The organism is Lentzea sp. NBRC 105346 (genome assembly GCF_030269605.1).
In the GTDB taxonomy this organism is placed as follows: Bacteria; Actinomycetota; Actinomycetes; order Mycobacteriales; family Pseudonocardiaceae; genus Lentzea.
In genome coordinates this window covers 582395-602031 of the sequence record NZ_BSTQ01000001.1, presented here as the reverse complement: position 1 = coordinate 602031, position 19637 = coordinate 582395, and the positions used below count along the sequence as shown (strand labels likewise).

Below are 19637 nucleotides of genomic sequence, written 5' to 3'. Positions count from 1 at the left end.
TTCTGCTTCTCGGTGATCACTGTTCCCCCAGGAGTGCGCGTGCCCTGCGAGCGGCGCGCTCGACGAGTCGCCGCATCTCGCCATGATCGTATTCCGGCGGCGTCTCCCCCAGGAACACCACGGGCGTGGTGGTGCTGGGGAGGGATGGACGTGCTGGCAGGAGGTCGATCACCACAGGTGTTCTGGTCTTGGCGCGCAGTTCGTCGAGCAGTTCGCGTTCGCCGCGGCCGCGTAGTAACAGGAGTACGAACGGGTCGGCGTCGAGCAGCCAGGAGACCTGGAACGCCAGCGCGGCGGCATGGCGGCACGGGAGCTCCCAGCCGGGGCAGTCACATTCGGGTTCGAGGTCACCGATGCCGGGCAGCAGCCGCACACCCGCGTCTTCCGCCGAGACGACGAGGTCGCGCGGCATGTCGTTGTCGAGCAGCGCGGCGATGTGGCCGGCCTGGGCGGCGACGCGGTCGAGGAAGCGGCGCCATTCGTGGTCGGTGAGCTCCGGGACGAACACCGCGGTGGTGTAGACGGTGTCCTCGTCGTGCACGACGGCGGCGATGCGTCCGGGTGAGACGGTGATCGGTCCGACGACACCGGCGTGGGCGTAGCGGCGGCCCAGGCGCAGTGGCGCGGTGTCCAGAGCCGTGTCTTCGAGGGCCTTGATCCACGCCTTGCCCCACCAGGTGCGCGCGCCGCGGCGGGTGGTCTTCGGGAACGCGGTGAACCCGCGAGCCGTCATGACGAGCTCCTCAGTGCGACCAGTTCGGACAGTTCGGCGTCGGTGAGCTCGGTCAACGCCGACTCACCGGACACGAGGACGGCGTCGGCGAGTTCCCGCTTGGCGGCCAGTATCGACGCGACGCGGTCCTCGACGGTGCCTTCGGCGACGAGCTTGTGCACCTGCACGGGCCGGGTCTGGCCGATGCGGTACGCGCGGTCGGTGGCCTGGTCCTCGACCGCGGGGTTCCACCAGCGGTCGTAGTGCACGACGTGGTCGGCGCGGGTGAGGTTGAGGCCGGTGCCCGCGGCCTTCAACGACAGCAGGAACACCGGCACATCGCCGGCCTGGAACGACCGGACCATCTCGTCGCGACGGGCGACGGGGGTGCCGCCGTGCAGGAAGTGGCACGCGATGCCGCGGCGATCGAGGTGGGTCTCCAGCAGGCGGGCCATGTCGACGTACTGGGTGAACACCAGGACGGAGCCGTCCTCGGCGAGGATCGTGTCGAGCAGCTCGTCGAGCAGTTCGAGCTTGCCGGACCGGCCGGTCAGCTCGCGCTTGAGGTAGTGCGACGGGTGGTTGCAGATCTGCTTGAGGCCGGTGAGCAGCTTCAGGATCAGGCCGCGGCGGGCCATGCCTTCCGCGGCGGCGATCTGGTCGAGGATCTCGCGGACCAGCGCCTCGTAGAGGGCGGCCTGTTCCGGGCTGAGCGAGACGGGCTGTTCGGTCTCGGTCTTGCGCGGCAGCTCGGGGGCGATGCCGGGATCGGACTTGCGGCGCCGCAGCAGGAACGGCCTGATCAGCCGCGCCAGCGTGGCGTCCGGTGCCGGCCAGCGGGTGCGGAACGCGCGGCGGGTGCCGAGCAGGCCGGGGGTCGTCCAGTCCAGGATGGACCAGAGTTCGGTGAGGTTGTTCTCGACCGGGGTGCCGGACAACGCCACCCGCGCGGCAGCGGGGATCGTCCGGAGTGCTTGTGCGGTGCCGGACGCGGGGTTCTTGACGTGCTGGGCCTCGTCGGCGACGACCATGTCCCACTCGTGCGCGGCCAGCACTTCGGTGTCCAGGCGCATGGTGCCGTAGGTGGTGAGGACGAATCCCTCGGAAGCGAGTGCCCGGTTCGGACCGTGGTAGCGGGTGACGGGTGTGCCGGGCGCGAACCGGTGGATCTCGCGTTCCCAGTTGCCCAGCAGCGACGCCGGGCAGACGACCAGCGTCGGGCCCGACGCCCGGTGCAGGTGCAGCGCGATGAGCGTGATGGTTTTGCCCAGGCCCATGTCGTCGGCGAGGCACGCGCCGAGCCCGAGTGAGGTCATGTGGGCGAGCCAGCTCAGGCCGTGCAGCTGGTAGTCCCGCAACGACGCCGCCAGCCCCGCAGGCTGCGGCACGGCCTCCACTTGCGTCACGCGGGAGCCCCACGATGCATGACACGCATCGCGGGGCTCCCGCGTGACCGAAACCGGCACGCCGTCGATGAGTACGGAACCGGTCAGGGACGCGGCGAGTGCGTCGACGGCGCTGATCGGGCGGGTCGTGGCCTGGCGGGCGATGGCGGGGTCGACGAGGACCCACTGGTCGCGCAGGCGGACGACCGGGCGGGTGGCCTCGGCGAGCCGGTCGAGTTCGGCTTCGGTGAGCGGGTCGTCGCCCAGGACGAGCTGCCAGTTTAGTTCGTAGGTGTCGCCCAGCCGAAACTCACCGGCACTGATGACGGCCCGGCCGCGGAGGTTCTGCAGCAGCTCACGCGGCCAGTGCACGTCGACGGGCGGGTCGCGGAGCAGGTCGACGACCTCGTCGTCGGTGAGGTCGAGGGGCTGCAGTCCCTGCCTGGCGAGCAGGCGTTCCAGGGGTGCCCACACGCGTGCGGCGCGGCGGACGGCGAGCATGGCGTCGAAGTCGGTGAGGTGGTGCTGGACGATCGCCCGGAACCGCATTTCGTTGTCGGTCTCGATCCGCAGCGAGATGGTGAGCTGCTCGTCGGACCAGTCGCGCAGGCCGGAGACGTCGTGCACCTCGGTGCCGGCGAACGGGCCTTCACCGGGTTCACGGGGCAGGGTGTCGGCGACGGCGTCGAGGAACGCGCGCAACGAGTCGTAGTCGGCCGACAGGGCACGCAGGTGTGCCTCGTCGGCGGGGTCGAGCGGGCCGATCCGCCACGTGTCGTGGCCGCCGGGCGACACGCCGGGCCGGATTCGCCCGCGCGCGACCAGCTGCAACGCCATCGCGGTGGCCACGCCCCAGTAGCCGTTGTCGTGCAGAAGTGCTGGTAGAGCCTCCCCCACTGGCCGTCCGTCGATGCGCCCCAGACGCGGCGGGTCCGCCGCCTCGAACAGTGCCATACCTTGTACCGTACAGCATACGGTACGCTATGGTGTGGTTCGTGATCGAACACACGGGCTCCGGTGACCCGGCGCGCACGCTGGCGTTGCTGTGGCGCACCCAGGAGCGGACGAGCCGCAAGGGCAAGCCGGACCTGAGCGTGGACCGGATCGTGCGGGCCGGGATCGAGATCGCGGACACCGAGGGCCTGCGCGCGTTGTCGATGCGGCGGGTGGCGGAGTCGCTGGGTGTGGGGACGATGTCGCTCTACACCTATGTGCCGGGCAAGGGTGAGCTGGTCGACGTCATGGTCGACACGGTGCACGGCGAGACGGGCCGCTCCCCCGACGTCCGCGGCTGGCGCGAGCAGCTCGTCTATGTCGCACGGGAGAACCTGGCGATGTACCGGCGGCATCCGTGGCTGATGCAGGTGGCGCCGAACCGCACGGTGCTGGGGCCGCAGGTGGCGGCGAAGTACGACTACGAGCTGCGGGCGCTGGAGGGCATCGGCCTGTCCGACGTGGAGATGGACTCGGTGCTGAACCTGGTGCTGGGCCATGTGCAGCACGCGGCGCGGGGCCAGGCGGGCGCGACCCAGACGGAGCGCGAGACGGGGATGACCGACCAGCAGTGGTGGGACGCGGCGGTTCCGTTCCTGATGAAGGTGTTCGACCCGGCCCGTTATCCGGTGGCGTCGCGGGTGGGCAACGCGGTCGGCGAGGCCTACAACAGCGCGTTCTCGCCGGAGGCGGCGTTCGAGTTCGGCCTTGCGCGCATCCTGGACGGGGTGGAGCAGCTCGTCGCGACGCGCTGACGGGGCCAGTGAACGTGAAGTGACGCGCTGGGTGACACAAGTGCTTACGCTTACGCCGTGGTGATCGACACAGAGGCGCCGCGGCGGGCGGTGCTCCGCCGCGTCACGGGCCTGGCGCGCTCAACGCCCGGCCGGTTGAGCCTGATCGCGCTGCTGCTGATCGCCACGAGCTTCATCGCGGGCAGCCTGACGGCGATGAGCGTGATCAACCGGGCCGAGGCGCTCGAGGAACTCGCGATGCGCAGTGAGCCGCTCAGTCACGCGGCGCAGGAGGTGTACCGGAGTCTGCAGGACGCGGACGCCACGGCGGCGAGCGCGTTCCTGTCCGGTGGCCTGGAACCCGCGGCGCTGCGGGATCGGTACGAGGCGGACATCGCGCAGGCGCAGGCGGCGTTGTCGCGGGCGACGGCGTCGCATCCGGACCTCACGGCGACGCTGGCGAGCCAGCTGCCCGTCTACACGGGACTGATCGAGACCGCGCGGACGAACAACCGGCAGGGTTTCCCGGTCGGCGCGGCGTATCTGGGCGAGGCGTCGGCGTTGATGCGCGCGCAGCTGCTGCCGGCGGCGCGGGAGCTGTACCGGTCGGAGACCGACGGGGTGGCGCAGGCGCAGCAGCGGGCGGCGAAGTTCCCGGTCGCGGAGCTGACGCTGGGGTTGCTGGTGCTGGCGGCGCTCGGGCTCGCGCAGGTGTACCTGACGCGCAAGACGAACCGGCTGCTCAACGTCGGGCTGGTCGTGGCCACGGGTGCGGCGTTCGTGTCGCTGCTGTGGGTGGTGGTGACGTCGGTGATCGTGATCGGCGACGTCAACGACAGCCGCACCGGCGGGTCGGGCCGGGTGGCGGTGCTGGCGCAGGCGCGGATCGCGACGCTGACCGCGCGGGGCGAGGAGACGCTGACGCTGGTGGCGCGCGGCAGCGGGCAGAACTACGAGAAGAACTACGTCGAGGTCGCCAAGGAGCTCGAGGGGCTGCTGGAGCAGGCGAAACGGACGGCGCCGAGCGCGGAGGTCGACTCGGCGCTGACGCATTTCCACGCGTGGCAGGCGACGCACGGGCGGATCCGGCAGGCCGACGACGCCGGCCAGTACACCGAGGCGGTGGCGTTGATCGCCGAGCCGTCGTTCGACGAGCTGGACGCGGACCTGGTGCGGGCGATCGGCCTGGCCCGGCAGGGGTTCAGCAAGGAGATCGCGGCGGCGCGGGGCGCGCTGGTGGGCACGGTGGTGGGGGTGCTGGCGCTGGCGGTGCTCAGCGCGGCCGCGTCGGTGATGGGGTTGTGGCAGCGGTTGAAGGAGTACCGATGAAAGTCAGGTTGGTACTGCTCGCCCTGCTGCTGACGGCCTGTTCGGTGGGGCCGACCGAGCCGGCGAAGATCACGCCGCGGGCGGCGCCGCCGCCGTTGCCGCCACAGGCCAGTGAACTGTCCGAGGCACCGACGTCCGCGCCGAACTCCGCACCGAACTGTGACGCGACCGCGAGCCTGCGGCCGGGGCCGTTGCCGGAGCCGGGGCAGATGCCCGACGGCTCGACGATGGCGAAGATCCAGGCCAGGGGCCGGTTGATCGCGGGCGTGGACCAGAACACCTATCTGATGGGGTTCCGCAACTCGTTCACCGGCGAGATCGAGGGCTTCGACGTGGAGCTCGCGCGCCGGCTGGCGCAGGCGATCTTCAACGACCCGGCGAAGGTGCAGTTCAAGATCGTGACCAGCGCGGGCCGGATCCCGGCGTTGAAGAGCGGTGACGTCGACGTGGTGGTGCGCACGATGACGATCACCTGCCAGCGGCTGGCGGAGGTGGACTTCTCGGCGGTGTACTACCAGGCCGGGCAGCGGGTGCTGGTGCGCCGCAACTCCGGGATCAGCGGCGTGGAGGCGTTGCAGGGCAAGAAGGTGTGCGCGACGGCCGGGTCGACGTCGCTGGCGAACGTGGCGTCGAAGGGCACGAAGCCGGTGTCGGTGCCGAACTGGACCGACTGCCTGGTGATGCTGCAGCAGGGCCAGGTGGACGCGATCTCCACCGACGACACGATCCTGGCCGGGCTCGCGGCGCAGGACCCGTACACCGAGGTGGTCGGCGGCCGGTTCACCGAGGAGCCGTACGGCATCGGTGTGCCGAAGGGCCAGGAGGACCTGGTGCGGTTCGTCAACGGCGTGCTGGAGCAGATGCGCGCCGACGGCACGTGGGTAGCCCTCTATCGCAGGTGGCTGGGTCAGCTGGGTCCGGCACCCACGCCGCCCGTCGCTCGTTATCGGGACTGAGACAGGGGGTGCGACATGAGCGAGGACACCATGTCGGGCGAGCTGCCCGACACCGGGCCGTCCACGAGCCCCGGCACGGCACCGTGGTCGGTGTCGAGCCCGTCCTCGGGGCCGTCGCGGCGCAACTCCACCCGGTCGGTGAGCCGGGGCCGGCTGGGCGCGGGCCTGGTCGAGGTGCCGCGCGTGCCCTACCGCGACCCGACCGAGGCGGTTCTTGTCGACCCCGAGGTGCCGGAGGCGAAGCGGTTCTGCAGCAAGTGCGGCAAGGAGGTGGGCCGCGCCCGCGACGGCAAGCCCGCCAGGGTCGAGGGCTACTGCCCGCAGTGCGGCCACCAGTACTCGTTCACGCCGAAGCTGGAGCCGGAGGAGGTTCTGCACGACCAGTACGAGGTGCTCGGGTGCCTCGCGCACGGCGGGCTGGGCTGGATCTACCTGGCGCTCGACCACGCGGTGAGCGACCGCTGGGTGGTGCTCAAGGGCCTGCTCGACTCCGGTGACGCGGACGCGATGGCCGCCGCACTGGCCGAACGCCGGTTCCTCGCCGAGGTCGAGCACCCCAACATCGTCAAGATCCACAACTTCATCCGGCACACCGACCGGGTCACGTTCGACCTCGTCGACTACATCGTCATGGAGTACGTCGGCGGCCGGTCCATCAAGGACATGATCACCGCGCGCCGCCGGGAGGGCCGCGGGGACGAGGCGCTGCCGCTGGCGCAGGCGATCGCCTACGTGCTGGAGATCCTGCCCGCGCTCGGTTATCTGCACGGTGTGGGCCTGTTGTACTGCGACTTCAAGCCGGACAACGTGATCCAGACCGAGGAGCAGCTCAAGCTGATCGACCTGGGCGCGGTGCGGCGCATCGACGACCACCACTCCCCCATCTACGGCACGATCGGCTACCAGGCGCCGGAGATCGGCACGATCGGCCCGTCGGTGTTCTCCGACATCTACACCGTGGGCCGGGCGCTGGCGGTGATGTCGTTCCCGTTCGACTTCCGCGGCACCTGCAAGGACCGCCTGCCCACACCGGAGGAGCAGCCGCTGCTGGCCCGGTTCGGGTCGTTCCACCGGTTGTTGCTGCGCGCGACGAACCCCAACCCGGAGCTGCGGTTCGGCTCGGCGGAGGAGATGGCCGAGCAGCTGACCGGGGTGCTGCGCGAGGTGCTGGCGATCGAGGACGGCGAGCAGCGTCCCGGCCCGTCGGCGCGGTTCACGCCGGAACGGCGGCGGTTCGGTGTGGACAACAAGCCGATCGACCTGGCGAGCGTGGCGGCGGCGCTGCCGGCGCCACGCGTGGACACCTCCGACGCGGCGGCCTCGTGGCTGGCGACGGCGACGACGTCGGATCCGGCGGGGCTGCGCAAGGCACCGGAGTACACCGTGGAGGTGCGGCTGCGGATCGTGCGGTCGTTGATCGAGTCGGGCGACGTGGCGGCGGCGTTGTCCGAGTTGGACACGATCACCGCTCCGTCGATGTTCGACTCCTCGGAGATCGACCCGGAGGACTGGCGCCCGGACTGGTACCGCGGCCTGGCGGCGCTGGCGAACCGCGAGCCGGACAAGGCGCGCGGGTTCTTCGAGGCCGTCTACGACCGGGTGCCGGGTGAGGCGGCGCCGAAGCTGGCGATCGCGGTGTGCGCGGAGGCCGTCGGTGACGCGGACGCGGCGGACTACTACGAGCTCGTCTGGCGCACCGATCACTCCTATGTGAGCGCGGCGTTCGGGCTGGCACGGGTGGCGATGGCGCGCGGGGACCGCGACCGGGCGGTGCACGTGCTGCTCGACGTGCCGGACACCTCGTCTCAACACGTCGCCGCGCAGGTGGCCGCGGTGCGCGCGCTGATCGGCGACCCGTGCGAGGCGGACCTTGTTTCCGCTGGTCAACGCCTTGATTCACTGGATCTGGACGTGCCGCGCCGGGCGCAGCTGACCGCCGAGTTGCTGGAGGCGGCGTTCGACTGGGTGACCCGCAATTCGGAGTGTGAGGGCAAGGTGCTGGACTGTGCACTGTCCGAACACGAGCTTCGGCTGGGTCTGGAGCGGTGCTACCGCACGCAGGCCCGGTTCGCGGCCACGCCGGAGGAACGGATCGCATTGGTGGACCGCGCGAACGCGGTGAGGCCCAGGACGTTGGTTTGAGCTGATGGATATCCCGAAGTGCCCGGACTGCTTGGCTCCGATCGCGATGGACGATCGGTTCTGCGAGGCGTGCGGGCGCAACCTGCTGGTGCGGCGCACCCCGATCGGTGGTCCGACCGGCCCGGCCCAGGCGTCCTGCATCCTGTGCGGGTCGCCTGACATCGATGACGAGCACTACTGCACGCAGTGCGGCCGTCATCAGCCGGCCGCGCGTGACCGCGTCGAGTACACGCTGGGGCAGGTGTCGGGGGTCAGCGACCGTGGTCGCAGACGGGCGCGCAACGAGGACTCGATGGCGTTCGGCGTCGTCGGCGGCCGCGGGGTGGCCGCGGTCGTCTGTGATGGTGTGGCGTCGTCGGAACGCGCGGAGCAGGCGTCGCAGGCCGCCGCCGACGCGGCGACCGACGTGTTACTCGACGCGCTGATCGAGGGCGTGGACGGCGAGCAGGCGACGATCGACGCGGTGGCCGCGGCGTGCCTGGCCGTGGAGCAGCTCGAGGGCCCTGAGGCGGGCGCGGTGGCGCCGTCGTGCACGTTCGTCTCGGTGCTGACGACCCCGTCGGGCGCGACCATCGGCTGGGTGGGTGACAGCCGCGTGTACTGGCTGGCCGGTGAGTCTTCCGCGCAGCTGACCAAGGACGACACGTGGGCGGCGCAGCTGGTCGCGGAGGGCGTGCTGACCGAGGAGGAGGCGAAGACCGACCGCCGTGCGCACGTGCTGTCGCGGTGGATCGGCGCGGACGCCGGCCAGGTCGTGCCCTCCGTGGTGTCGTTGCAGCCCACCGAGCCGGGCGTGTTCCTGTTGTGCAGCGACGGTCTGCACAACTATCGGCCCGACGTCGAGGACCTGTTGCCGCTGGCGTCGTGCGGGCCGGAGGAGTACGTGAAGGTCGCCTTGGAGGCGGGCGGTCACGACAACATCACCGTGGTGGTCGTACCTTTCACGCCCCAGTCGTGAGTCGGCTAGTCGAACCAGGGTTGCCATTTGATTCCGGTTGGGCGTTCTCCTCCCGTGGTCATGTACTCATGAGCGGCACGGAGCACATCGGCCAAGGGGATCTCCGCCGTCGGGGGGTACTCGGTGTCCGACCCCATGTAGTAGTAGATCGGCGACGGGGTGGCCGTGTCAGTGCCCTGACTCGCGCACGCGTCCGGCCATTCCGGACCCGAGTAGTAGAGAACGCCACGGCCGTGCGTGCCGTCCAGGCCCACATCCAGAACGGCCCGGCCGAGGTCGTCGGCGATGAGTAGCTGAACAGTGCTCGGACGTGGCCATGCGGCCACCGTGTCCAGCAAGGTGTCCAACTCTTCGGCCGTGCGGACAATGGCCGGGTCGTCCGCGTCGCGGTCGAACCACGCTTCTAGCGCCACCACGGGCGGGCACCTCCTGTGTATCGCTTCCGAAACAGCGTGCCGTCCTCGTTCACGCCATGAACCGTAAGCGTGGCACCTTCCGGAAGCATGATCGGCACGAGGGTGTCGCAGCTCAGACGTCCCCGGCACGGCGTGTTGTTGATCAAGACCGTGGCGTGCTGGACGCCGGCACGGATCATTCGAGCAGCAACCTTCATCTCAACATCCGACGTCTTCGCCGCGCGCATGCGAAGCCCGAGCCGGCGAAGGCGTTCGTCGGCCGCCCGTGAATCGTCGTCCACCCCGCTGACGATCGAGTGGGCGGCACCATCAGGGCCGATCCATTGCCCGTGCGTCTTGCGCCCGATATCGGCGCCCTTGATCGGCGGGGGCAACTCTCGCGGCGGATCTCGTCGAGCCGCTCGGCCCGAATCGCGGGAGGCCCTGAAGGGGCAGCGACATCCTTGGTTTCGTGACCAACTCCGCGACCGTGCAGGTAGGAGCGAATCAAGTCGGCCGCGGTGGCAAGACCCGATATCTGGCCTTCTGGTTCGTTGATTCCCTCGATCACTCGCGTGAACAGCGCGCACGCCTGCTCTACGTCGGCCTGTAGGGTCCCGGAACCGGCCAAGCCGAGGAGATCGCGTGCCTGCTCGGCGAGATCGGCCGCCTGACGGTGTGCGGCGATTGCTTGGTCAATCTTGTCCAGCACGCGCCGGAGCAGGTTCTCCACGTCCCCGAGCGACGCCCCATGCCCCAGGCTCCATACGGATCAGTTGGCCTCTCAACAGCCGATGGCGCGGCGGGCTGCTGCTTGACCAGTCACGAGGTCGAGGAAGGCGGTCCACGCCTCCGCGCCTACGGGGATGTGGACGGCGGGCGCCTTGCTGTCCCGGATGCCGACGCCCCGCCCGACCTCGACGCAGTCGCCACCGGTCGCGCAGTAGCTGCTCTTGCGCCACATATGTGCCCCCTCAGGTCACGATGTTTCTGATCACCTCCTTGGATTCTTCCTCACCCAGCGCGATGTGGTCGAGCGCTTCCACTGCCTTGGCGTAGAACGCGGTCGAGGCCTTGTCATCCAGGAACAGGGTGGTGTTCGGGCTCTCCAGATAGACGATCGGTTCGAGCCCCTCGAAGTTCATGACCACGAACGGCGGCATCACCGCGACCCGCACGATCCGCACGCTGACGTACGGGCGGACCGTCATCCGCAGCAGCTCGTACAGCTGGTCACGTACTACGTCCGGGTCGGCGACCGGCATTGTCAGGGCGTGCTGCAGCACATAGAACGTGAACTGGCGACTGCTGTCGACGATCTCCCCGCGAGCAATCCGTGCGGCGGTCAGTTGATCCACGTCCTTCCGTGCGATCAGCGGCGATGCCATTGCGACCGCGCGGATGTAGGCGGGAATCTGGAGCAGTCCTGGAATCACGATGGGACTCCAGACCGTGATCTTGGTGGCGCGTTGCTCATGGCACATCAAGGTTCGTACCTGCGCGGGGACGGCCTCGTGGAACTGGAGCAGGCCGCGTTCGCGTGAGTCGTGGAACAGGTCGAGCACATGGTCACGTTCGCCGGCGGTCGCGCCGCAGATGCCGAGCAGGTAGGTGAGCTCGGCTTCGCTGGTGCCGCCCCTGCCGTTGACGAGGTCGACCAGTTTCGCGTGGTCCCATCCCAGGCGGGTCGCGAGCTGGCGGATCGACTGCCCGGTCCGTTCGATGATGGGGCGCAACACGTCGCCGAACTCGCGTCCGGCCATTGTGGAGGTTCGGCGGGGCATGGAGGAACGGTAGGGGCAGTGCTTCCAAGGGCTCCATCGTTTCGGGCCGAATGCACCTGAAAGTTGGTGTGGTGGACGGCCGACACCGCACTAGGGTGGGGGCTGCCGCCGTCTCCACGTGATGGGGAGTTTTCGGTGGCGACAAGGCGTGGTTTCTTGCTGGGGTCGGCGGGTGTGCTCGCGATTCCGGGTGTGGCGTCCGCGGCGGACAAACGCGGCTCGGTGTTCACCAACAACATCGGGTACGAGGCGTCGGGCCCGAAACGGGCGGTGATCGCGGACGGCGGGCCGGCGTTCACGCTGGTGGACGTCGCCACGGGCGGCGTGGTGTTCCGTGGGGTGGCCAAGAAGTCGGCTCCGGTGCCGGACTGGCAGGCGAACCACTTCCCCGCGATCCCGGCGTCGTTCTCGGTGGCGGACTTCTCCGCGTTCACCAAACCGGGCGAGTACGTGATCGTGGTGGGCGGGGTCGCGTCGCGGCCGTTCGTGATCGAGCCGCAGGTGCTGGAGCGGCGGGCGTTGCCGCATGTGGTGCGGTTCTTCCGCGACTCGCGGTCGTTCGGCGAGTACGACCGGGTCGACCGGAACCTGCCCTATGAGGGTGATCCCGCAATCAGGGTGGACGCGCATGGCGGTTGGTACGACGCGGCGGCGGACTGGTCGAAGCACTTCACGCAGCTGTCGAAGTACTCGTTCTGCAACACGCTGCAGCTGCCGCTGACGGCGTGGGTGCTGTGGGCCGCGTACGACGAGCTGACGCGCCGCAACGACCCGAACTTCGTGCACCTGCGGGATCTGCTGCTCGACGAGGCGCTGTACGGGGCGGAGTACCTGGCGCGGGTGAAGATGCCGAACGGCTCGTTCTACGGATCGGTGCGCCAGCCGCAGGAGGACGACATCAGCATCGACCCGAAGAAGCGCTTCCTGAGGAAGGGGCCGCTGAACTTCCGTGAAGGTTGCGGTGTGGCGATCGCGGCGTTGGCGCGCGCCGGGTCTGTGCAACCGGCGGCGGAGGCGTTCGAGTTCCTGCAGGCCAACAACGTGCGGTTGACCAACGACGGCAAGGAGAACATCCAGGACGACTACAACGCCCTGCTGGCGGCGGTGGAGTTGTTCAAGGCCACCAAGAAGGACGGGTACAAAGCGGCGGCCGATGCGCGGGCGGCGTCGTTGATGGCGCGGCTGACGTCGTGGGGCGCGTATCGGGACTACTGGCGCGCCGACGACAAGGATCGGCCGTACTTCCACCCGTCGGACGCGGGGATGCCGGTGGTGTCGTTGCTGCACTACGCGTCGATCGCGGCGGACTCGGCGAAGGTGCTGGCGGTGGTGCGGCGGTCGCTGGAGTTCGAGCTGTCGATCACGTCTGAGGTGGCCAACCCGTTCGGGTACGGGCGGCAGCTGGTGCAGACGGCGTCGGGGCAGCGGTTCTCGGGGTTCTTCTTCCCGCACGACGCGGCTGGCTCGTGGTGGCAGGGCGAGAACGCGCGGCTCGCTTCGATGGCCACGGCGGCGCGGATGGCGGCGTCGCGGTTCGATGCGGCGTTCGGGGCGAAGCTCAAGGCGTACGCGGCGGATCAGCTGAACTGGATCGTGGGGCTCAACCCGTTCGACGTGTGCATGCTCGAGGGGCACGGCCGGACGGCGCCGACGTATCTGGAGTACCCCGACGGGTCCTCTGTTGGTTCATGGCGATGGATTCGTGCGGCGGGCGGGATCGTCAACGGCATCACCGGGCGTGCCGCGGACGGCCGGGGCATCGAGTGGGATCCCGGGGTGGCGTCGTCGGGCCCGAACACCGACTGGCGCTGGTTGGAGCAGTGGATTCCGCACTCGACGTGGTTCTTGTACGCCGCCGCGATCGGCTAACGGCGGGCACCGGTTCTGCGACTTTCGGTTGAAGGAGGCGCGCCATGGACGTCCGTGTGCTTCTCGCCGAACGGGGTGCCGATGCCGAGCGCCTGGACCTGGTGACGGGTTACCTGCGCCAGGAGATCTCGCAGCTGGACGTTTCCGTGACCGCGTTGCCCTCGGGTCCGCCGCCCGAGGGTTCGCGGGCGCTCGACGCGGCGACCGTCGGCGGTCTGCTGGTCACGGCGGCGCAGTCGACGACGGCGTTGCAGTCGATCATCACGACGATCCGCGGCTGGCTGGGCCGGGGCACCCAGGTGCAGCGGATGGTGCGGGTGGAGATCGACGGTGACGTGCTGGAGATCGCCGACGCCTCGGCCGAGGACCAGGACAAGCTGATCGACCTGTTCGTGAGCAGGCACTCCTGATGGGCGCGCGGCGGGCGTTGATCGTCGCGAACTCCTCCTACGACCACGAGGGGTTCAGCCGGTTGCGCTCGCCGGCGGCCGACGCGGTGGCGCTGGCGGAGGTGCTGGGTGATCGGCGGGTATCGGATTTCACCGTCGAGGTGGTGCGCGACGAGACGGCCTCGGTGGTGCAGGAACGGGTGGAGGACCTGTTCCTGGAGGGTGAGCCGGACGATGTGCTGTTGCTGCACTTCTCGTGTCACGGGGTGAAGAGCGAGTCGGGTGAGCTGTTCTTCGCGGTGCGCAACACGCGGCCGCACCGGCTGGGGTCGACGGCGGTGCCGGCGGATTTCGTGCGGCGGTGTATGCGGCAGTCGCGGTCGCGGTCGGTGGTGTTGCTGCTGGACTGCTGTTACGGCGGTGCGTTCAGCGAGGGTGTGGCGGTGCGGGCCGCGGGTGACGTGGACGTGTTGTCGCGGCTGTCCGGTGGGCGGGGCCGGGCGGTGATCACCGCGTCGAACGCGATGGAGTACGCGTTCGAGGGCGACCGGCTGGCCGACGAGCACGTGCCGACGCCGTCGGTGTTCACCTCGGCGCTGGTGCGCGGGTTGTCGACGGGTGAGGCGGATCGGGACGAGGACGGCCTGATCTCGTTGAACGAGCTGTACGACTACGTGTTCGAACGAGTGCGGCAGGAGAACCCCAACCAGACGCCCAGCCGTGACATCGAGATGCAGGGCGAGTTGTACCTGGCGCGGTCGGGACGGCGGCGGATCAAGCCGGCGGCGATGCCCGCGGATCTCGCGGAGGCGGTGGCTTCTCCGAACATGTTCACCCGGCTGGGGGCGGTGCAGGAGCTGCGGAACCGGTTGGCGTCGGAGAACCTCGAGGTCGCCGCGGGTGCGCATGTCGCGTTGGCGCAGATGGCGAGTACGGACATCAGCAGTGTCGCCGGGGCGGCCGCCGCCGCGCTGGGGGATGCCGAGATCCGGCCGAGCGTGCGTGAGTTGCATTTCTCGTCGCCGGAGCCGCGGGTGGTGGTGCTGGGTGGTCCGCCGATCGCGCGGGCGGTGACGGTGACGGCGTCGGAGCCGTGGGTCCGGGCGGAACTGGTCGAGGACGAGATCAGGGTGTCGTTGCGGGAAGGCGCGCCTCCGGCCGGGCACGCGGTGGTGACGATCAGCGGGCCGACCGGGGAGGCGGTCGTGACCGTGCTGCCCACGCCGCTGCGGCCGGCCGAGCCGAAACCGGAACCGGTCCAGGCGCCGAAGCCGGTCGAGAGACGACCGGCGGGGGCGACGCCACCGGTGGAGATCCACACCGTGAGCAGCCCGATGAAGGTCTCGCCCGCACCGTCGCCCGCGGGCCCGGTGACGCCGCCCAAGCGGGTTGTGGGCGGGCCACGCAAGCCGATCACCGATCTGCCCAGGCAGTTCATCCCGCGCGGCGACGCCGAGAAGCTGGTGCCACGGTGCGGGGTGCTGGCGCTGGGCGCCGCGGTCCTGTTGCTGCTGGCGGTGCCGAGTGAGTACCGGTACGGCGAGTCGATGATCTCGATCCGGCCGATGCTGTGGCTGTACTTCGTGTCGCTCGCGGTGGTGGCGCTGGTGGCGGGGATCTGCGTGTTGCAGCCGCGGAACCGTGCGGTGGGTGCGGGGGCGCTGGTGGCGGCCGGGTCGCTCACGCCGGCCGGGATCGCGATGACGTTCTGGGAGCCGATCTACTCGGAGAGCTTCGACCCGTACGGCACGGCCTACTACATCGGGTTCCTCGGGTATCTGCTGCTGATCTCCTCCGCGCTGGCAGCCGTCGGGATCGTGCGCCGCTCCTCCGATCTGTCGTTGTCGTGGGGCCCCGCGGTGACGGTCGTGTGCGGCATGGCGGTGCTCGCCGCGCTGGTGTGGAAGGCGTCACTGCTCGCCGGCGGCGATCCGGTGTACGCGGCACTGATGGCGGGGGCGGCGCTGGGTTCGCCGGTCGTGCCGTCGCTGATGGCACGACCGCTCTCCCTGGCCGTGGGCATGCTGGTGCCGTGGACCGCGATGCTGCTCGTGCTGTCGGCGATGCCGTTCGGCACGCCGAGCTATGTGCTTCTGCTCGCGGTGGCGGTCGTCCTCGTACTCACAGTGGCACGGCGTCGAGCGCCTTGAAGATGCGTTTGTCCGACACGGTGTAGGCGGTGCCGACGGTCTGGGCGAAGTAGCTCAGCCGCAGCTCCTCGATCATCCAGCGGATCTCGTCGAGCTCGGGCGCGGGTTCGTCGGCGGGCACTTGGGCGCGTAGTTCGCGGTACTCGGCGTGGACCTGGTGGACGCGGTCGGTCCACTCGCCGTCGCGGGCGGCGTTCTGCGGGAGTTTCTCCAGCCGGCGCTGGATGCCCTTGAGGTATCTGACGACGTCGGGGAGCCGGTCGTAGCCGGTGGCGGTGACGAATCCCTTGTACACCAGCGCGTTGTACTGGGCACGGATGTCCTGTTTGGACTGATCGGCGCCTTTCAGCGCGTTGAGGTGCAGTTCGACGTTCTGGGCGGTCTCGAGGATTTTGCGGACTTCCCCGACGACGACCCAGGTGGTGTCGTTGAGGGCGGCCTGCACCCTGGTCAGCTGTTTCTGGTAGCCGGCCTCGTCCCAGGCGGGATCGCCCATGAGCCGGTCGACCGCGCAGCTGATGCAGTCGGCGAGCAGGGCGGCGACGCCGCCGTGGGGGTTGCGGGTCAGCGCGAGCTTGGCGGCGTTGTCGAGGTTGCGCTGCAGCATCTTCACCGGCGAGTTGAGGTTGAGCAGCAACAGCCGGCGCACGCCGCGGCGGTGCGCGTAGGTCTGGCGGCCGGGGGTGTCGAGGATCTTGATGGCGACGCTGTCGCCCTGGTCGACCAGCGACGGGTACGCGGTGACGGTGATGCCCGCCTGGCGTTGCTCGACGGTGCGGGGCAGGGTGCCGATGTCCCAGGTGGTGATGCCGGTGCGTTCGAGGTGGCTCGCGGCGGCCGACAGGGTTTCGCGGACCTCCTGGCGCAGCTGGTCCTTCAGCGCGGCGAGGTCCTTGCCCTCGGCGAGCTTCTTGTTCTGCTCGTCGATGACCTGGATGGTCGGCTTGAGGTGCTCGGGGACCTGGTCGAACTGCCACGCGTCGCGGGGGACGGTGACGCCGGTGAGGGCTTTGAGCTCACGTTCGAGGCCGTCGAGCAGGCTCGTTTCCTCGGGGTTGATGCGGTGCAGGACGGCGGCGGCGACGTCCGGGACGGGCACGAAGTTGCGGCGCAGTTGCTTGGGCAGCGACCGGATGAGGGCGACGACGAGCTCGTTGCGCAGTCCGGGGATCTGCCAGGAGAACGCGTCGTCGGCCAGCGTGGTCAGTGCCGGGAGCGGCAGCCGCACGGTGACGCCGTCCTGCTTGGCGCCGGGTTCGAAGTGGTAGCTCAGCGGCAGGGTGAGCTCGCCCTGGCGCCACTGGTCGGGGTACTGCTCCTCGCTGACGTCGGCGTTCGCGTTGACGAGCAGGTCGCGGGTGAAGGTGAGGAGGTTCTTGTCCTTCTGCTTCTTCCACCACGAGTCGAAGTGCCGGGCGGAGACGACGTCGGCGGGGACGCGCTGGTCGTAGAAGTCGTAGAGGGTCTCGTCGTCGACGGCGATGTCGCGGCGCCGGGCCCGGTTCTCCAGTTCGTCGACCTCGTCACGCAGCTTCTGGTTGGCGTGGAAGAACCGGTGGTGGGTGGTCCACTCGCCCTGGACGAGGGCGTGGCGGATGAACAGGTCGCGGCTCAGTTCGGGGTCGATGCGGCCGTAGCTGACCTTGCGGCCGGTGACGATGGGGACGCCGTAGAGGGTGACTTTCTCCAGCGCGACAACGGATCCGCGTTTCTGTTCCCAGTGCGGTTCGCTGTAGACGCGTTTGACGACGTGCTCGCCGAGGCGTTCGGCCCACTCGGGTTCGATCTTGGCGACGATCCGGCCCCACAGCCGGCTGGTCTCGACGAGCTCGGCGGCCATGACCCATTGGGGTGGTTTCTTGAACAGCGCGGAGCCGGGGAAGATCGCGAACTTGGCGTTGCGGGCGCCGATGAACTCGGTCATCTGGCGCTTCTCTTTTTTGAGGACGTCCTTGACGCCGATGTGGCTGAGCAGTCCTGACAGCAGTGAGATGTGGATGTTGCGCGGGTCGCCGGGCTGTTCGTTGAGCGTCATGCCGAGCTGCTTGGCGACCTGGCGCAGCTGCAGGTAGATGTCCTGCCATTCGCGCACGCGCAGGTAGTTGAGGAACTCGTTGCGGCACAGCTTGCGGAACTGGTTGGACGACAGGGCCTTCTGCTGGTCCTTGAGGTACTGCCAGAGGTTGAGGTAGCTGAGGAAGTCGCTCTCGGGGTTGGCGAACCGGGCGTGCTTCTCGGTGGCGGCCTGCTGGTGGTCGGCGGGGCGTTCGCGCGGGTCCTGAATGGACAGCGCGGCGGCGATGATCATGACCTCTTTGAGGCAGCCGTTGGCGTCCGCTTCGAGGACCATGCGCGCCAGGCGCGGGTCGACCGGGAGCTGGGCGAGCTTGCGGCCTGTCGGGGTGAGGGTCTTCTGCTGGGCGTTGATGGCGCCGAGCTCCTGGAGGAGCTGGACGCCGTCGTTGATGTTGCGGTTGTCGGGTCCGTCGATGAACGGGAACGCGGCGACGTCGCCGAGGCCGATGCTGGTCATCTGGAGGATGACGCTGGCGAGGTTGGTGCGCAGGATCTCCGGGTCGGTGAACTCGGGGCGGGCCTCGAAGTCCTCCTCGGAGTACAGGCGGATGCAGATGCCTTCGCTGACGCGGCCGCAGCGGCCCTTGCGCTGGTTCGCGCTCGCCTGGCTGACGGGCTCGATGGGCAGGCGCTGGACCTTGAGGCGGTGGCTGTAGCGGGAGATGCGGGCGTTGCCGGGGTCGATGACGTACTTGATGCCCGGCACGGTGAGGCTGGTCTCGGCGACGTTGGTGGCGAGCACGACGCGGCGTCCCGAGTGCTTCTGGAAGACGCGGTGCTGCTCCCCCACGCTCAGGCGTGCGTAGAGCGGGAGGATCTCGGTGTTGCGCAGGTCTTCGGCCTTGAGGGCGTCGGCGGTGTCGCGGATCTCCCGTTCGCCGGACAGGAACACGAGGATGTCGCCGGGGCCTTCGTTCTGCAGCTCGTGGACGGCGTCGATGATGCCCTGGGTCTGGTCGTCGTCCTCGTCGATCGGCCGGTAGCGCACCTCGACGGGGTAGGTGCGGCCGCTGACCTCGACGATCGGGGCGTCGCCGAAATGCCGGGAGAACCGCTCGGGGTCGATCGTCGCGCTCGTGATGATGAGCTTGAGGTCCGGGCGCTTCGGCAGCAGCTGCTTGAGGTAGCCGAGCAGGAAGTCGACGTTGAGGCTCCGCTCGTGGGCCTCGTCGATGATGATCGTGTCGTAGCGGCTCAGGCTGCGGTCGGTCTGGATCTCGGCGAGCAGGATGCCGTCGGTCATCAGCTTGACCAGGGTGTCGTCGCCGGACTGGTCGGTGAACCGGACCTTGTAGCCGACGGTGCTGCCGAGGTCGGTGTTGAGTTCCTCGGCGACGCGTTCGGCGACGGTGCGGGCGGCGAGCCGGCGCGGCTGGGTGTGACCGATCTGTCCCTTGATGCCCCGGCCCAGCTCCAGGCAGATCTTGGGCAGCTGGGTGGTCTTCCCCGAGCCGGTCTCACCGGCGACGATCACGACCTGGTGGTTCGCGATGGCGTCGAGGATGTCCTGTTTCCGCTGGCTGACGGGCAGCTCTTCGGGGTAGCGGATGGCTGGGACGGACTCCCTGCGGACCTGCAGCTTGAGCTCCGCCTCGTCGATCTCCCGGGCGATCTTCTCGACGATCGTCGTCCGCTTGGCGGGGTCTTTGATCCTGCGGATGCCGTCGATCCGGCGACCGAGCGCGCGTTGATCACGCAGCATGAGCTCGGGCAGGCGTTTGTGCAGTTCAGCGAGCGGGGTGTCCATTTGGTGCCCAGGATAGTC

General features: G+C 69.3%; 15 protein-coding genes. 8 read left to right on the top strand and 7 right to left on the bottom strand.

Going from position 1 to position 19637, the window contains the following annotated elements; translation table 11 throughout:
• Positions 1–16: 16 nt before the first annotated feature.
• Together QSK35_RS02230 and QSK35_RS02225 are read right to left on the bottom strand one after the other, a co-directional pair.
• Complete coding sequence (locus QSK35_RS02230) at positions 17–733, bottom strand: SWIM zinc finger family protein (protein ID WP_285741693.1); 717 nt, start codon at positions 731–733, stop codon at positions 17–19.
• The gene (locus QSK35_RS02225) at positions 730–3051 is read right to left on the bottom strand and encodes a DEAD/DEAH box helicase (RefSeq protein WP_285741691.1); all 2322 of its coding nucleotides are present in this window, start codon (positions 3049–3051) and stop codon (positions 730–732) included. Before QSK35_RS02225 ends, QSK35_RS02230 begins: the two co-directional genes overlap by 4 nt.
• Positions 3052–3092: 41 nt before the next feature.
• Between QSK35_RS02225 and QSK35_RS02220 the strand changes: the two genes are divergently transcribed.
• From QSK35_RS02220 to QSK35_RS02200, 5 genes are read left to right on the top strand one after another with little or no spacing between them, the layout of a single operon-like run.
• Positions 3093–3845 carry a TetR/AcrR family transcriptional regulator gene (locus QSK35_RS02220; RefSeq protein WP_285741689.1) on the top strand — a complete coding sequence of 251 codons (753 nt, stop codon included), beginning with the start codon at positions 3093–3095 and terminating at the stop codon, positions 3843–3845.
• Positions 3846–3902: 57 nt separating this feature from the next.
• A complete protein-coding gene (locus QSK35_RS02215; protein ID WP_285741687.1) occupies positions 3903–5153 on the top strand; it encodes a GlnX family signal transduction membrane protein in 1251 nt (416 codons plus the stop codon).
• Complete coding sequence (locus QSK35_RS02210; RefSeq protein ID WP_285741685.1) at positions 5150–6109, top strand: glutamate ABC transporter substrate-binding protein; 960 nt, start codon at positions 5150–5152, stop codon at positions 6107–6109. Before QSK35_RS02215 ends, QSK35_RS02210 begins: the two co-directional genes overlap by 4 nt.
• A gap of 15 nt (positions 6110–6124) precedes the next feature.
• Positions 6125–8251: a serine/threonine-protein kinase gene (locus QSK35_RS02205; RefSeq protein WP_285741682.1), complete on the top strand. Its 2127-nt coding sequence runs from the start codon at positions 6125–6127 to the stop codon at positions 8249–8251.
• 4 nt (positions 8252–8255) lie between these two features.
• The gene (locus tag QSK35_RS02200; RefSeq protein ID WP_285741681.1) at positions 8256–9209 is read left to right on the top strand and encodes a PP2C family protein-serine/threonine phosphatase; all 954 of its coding nucleotides are present in this window, start codon (positions 8256–8258) and stop codon (positions 9207–9209) included.
• Positions 9210–9214: 5 nt separating this feature from the next.
• On the opposite strand, the gene QSK35_RS02195 is transcribed toward QSK35_RS02200, so the two are convergent.
• From QSK35_RS02195 to QSK35_RS02180, 4 genes are all read right to left on the bottom strand, one after another.
• Positions 9215–9625, bottom strand: a complete 411-nt coding sequence (locus QSK35_RS02195) for an Imm1 family immunity protein (protein ID WP_285741679.1) — start codon at positions 9623–9625, stop codon at positions 9215–9217.
• Positions 9613–10194, bottom strand: coding sequence for a DddA-like double-stranded DNA deaminase toxin (locus QSK35_RS42805; RefSeq protein WP_502881611.1), 582 nt, complete (start codon positions 10192–10194; stop codon positions 9613–9615). Before QSK35_RS42805 ends, QSK35_RS02195 begins: the two co-directional genes overlap by 13 nt.
• A gap of 194 nt (positions 10195–10388) precedes the next feature.
• Entirely contained in the window at positions 10389–10568 is a 180-nt protein-coding gene (locus tag QSK35_RS02185) for a DUF397 domain-containing protein (RefSeq protein WP_285741675.1), read from the bottom strand.
• A gap of 10 nt (positions 10569–10578) precedes the next feature.
• On the bottom strand, positions 10579–11388 hold the full coding sequence (locus QSK35_RS02180; protein WP_285741673.1) for a helix-turn-helix domain-containing protein: 810 nt from the start codon (positions 11386–11388) through the stop codon (positions 10579–10581).
• A gap of 135 nt (positions 11389–11523) precedes the next feature.
• Between QSK35_RS02180 and QSK35_RS02175 the strand changes: the two genes are divergently transcribed.
• The 3 genes from QSK35_RS02175 to QSK35_RS02165 are packed head-to-tail and all read left to right on the top strand — an operon-like array spanning position 11524 to position 15796.
• Positions 11524–13257, top strand: coding sequence for a glycoside hydrolase family 9 protein (locus QSK35_RS02175; RefSeq protein ID WP_285741671.1), 1734 nt, complete (start codon positions 11524–11526; stop codon positions 13255–13257).
• Between the two features lie 44 nt (positions 13258–13301).
• Positions 13302–13667, top strand: a complete 366-nt coding sequence (locus QSK35_RS02170) for a hypothetical protein (RefSeq protein WP_285741669.1) — start codon at positions 13302–13304, stop codon at positions 13665–13667.
• Positions 13667–15796: a caspase family protein gene (locus QSK35_RS02165; protein WP_285741667.1), complete on the top strand. Its 2130-nt coding sequence runs from the start codon at positions 13667–13669 to the stop codon at positions 15794–15796. The genes QSK35_RS02170 and QSK35_RS02165 overlap by 1 nt, the downstream gene beginning before the upstream one ends.
• On the opposite strand, the gene hrpA is transcribed toward QSK35_RS02165, so the two are convergent.
• Positions 15768–19619: an ATP-dependent RNA helicase HrpA gene (hrpA, locus tag QSK35_RS02160; protein ID WP_285741665.1), complete on the bottom strand. Its 3852-nt coding sequence runs from the start codon at positions 19617–19619 to the stop codon at positions 15768–15770. The two genes, QSK35_RS02165 and hrpA, sit on opposite strands and share 29 nt — an antisense overlap.
• Positions 19620–19637 lie beyond the last annotated feature (18 nt).

Excerpts from the sequence above, each read along its gene's own strand:
- QSK35_RS02230 (WP_285741693.1), bottom strand. The coding sequence starts at position 733 with ATGACGGCTCGCGGGTTCACCGCGTTCCCGAAGACCACCCGCCGCGGC.
- QSK35_RS02225 (WP_285741691.1), bottom strand. The coding sequence starts at position 3,051 with ATGGCACTGTTCGAGGCGGCGGACCCGCCGCGTCTGGGGCGCATCGAC.
- QSK35_RS02210 (WP_285741685.1), top strand. The coding sequence starts at position 5,150 with ATGAAAGTCAGGTTGGTACTGCTCGCCCTGCTGCTGACGGCCTGTTCG.
- QSK35_RS02205 (WP_285741682.1), top strand. The coding sequence starts at position 6,125 with ATGAGCGAGGACACCATGTCGGGCGAGCTGCCCGACACCGGGCCGTCC.
- QSK35_RS02200 (WP_285741681.1), top strand. The coding sequence starts at position 8,256 with ATGGATATCCCGAAGTGCCCGGACTGCTTGGCTCCGATCGCGATGGAC.
- QSK35_RS02185 (WP_285741675.1), bottom strand. The coding sequence starts at position 10,568 with ATGTGGCGCAAGAGCAGCTACTGCGCGACCGGTGGCGACTGCGTCGAG.
- QSK35_RS02180 (WP_285741673.1), bottom strand. The coding sequence starts at position 11,388 with ATGCCCCGCCGAACCTCCACAATGGCCGGACGCGAGTTCGGCGACGTG.
- QSK35_RS02170 (WP_285741669.1), top strand. The coding sequence starts at position 13,302 with ATGGACGTCCGTGTGCTTCTCGCCGAACGGGGTGCCGATGCCGAGCGC.
- QSK35_RS02165 (WP_285741667.1), top strand. The coding sequence starts at position 13,667 with ATGGGCGCGCGGCGGGCGTTGATCGTCGCGAACTCCTCCTACGACCAC.
- hrpA (WP_285741665.1), bottom strand. The coding sequence starts at position 19,619 with ATGGACACCCCGCTCGCTGAACTGCACAAACGCCTGCCCGAGCTCATG.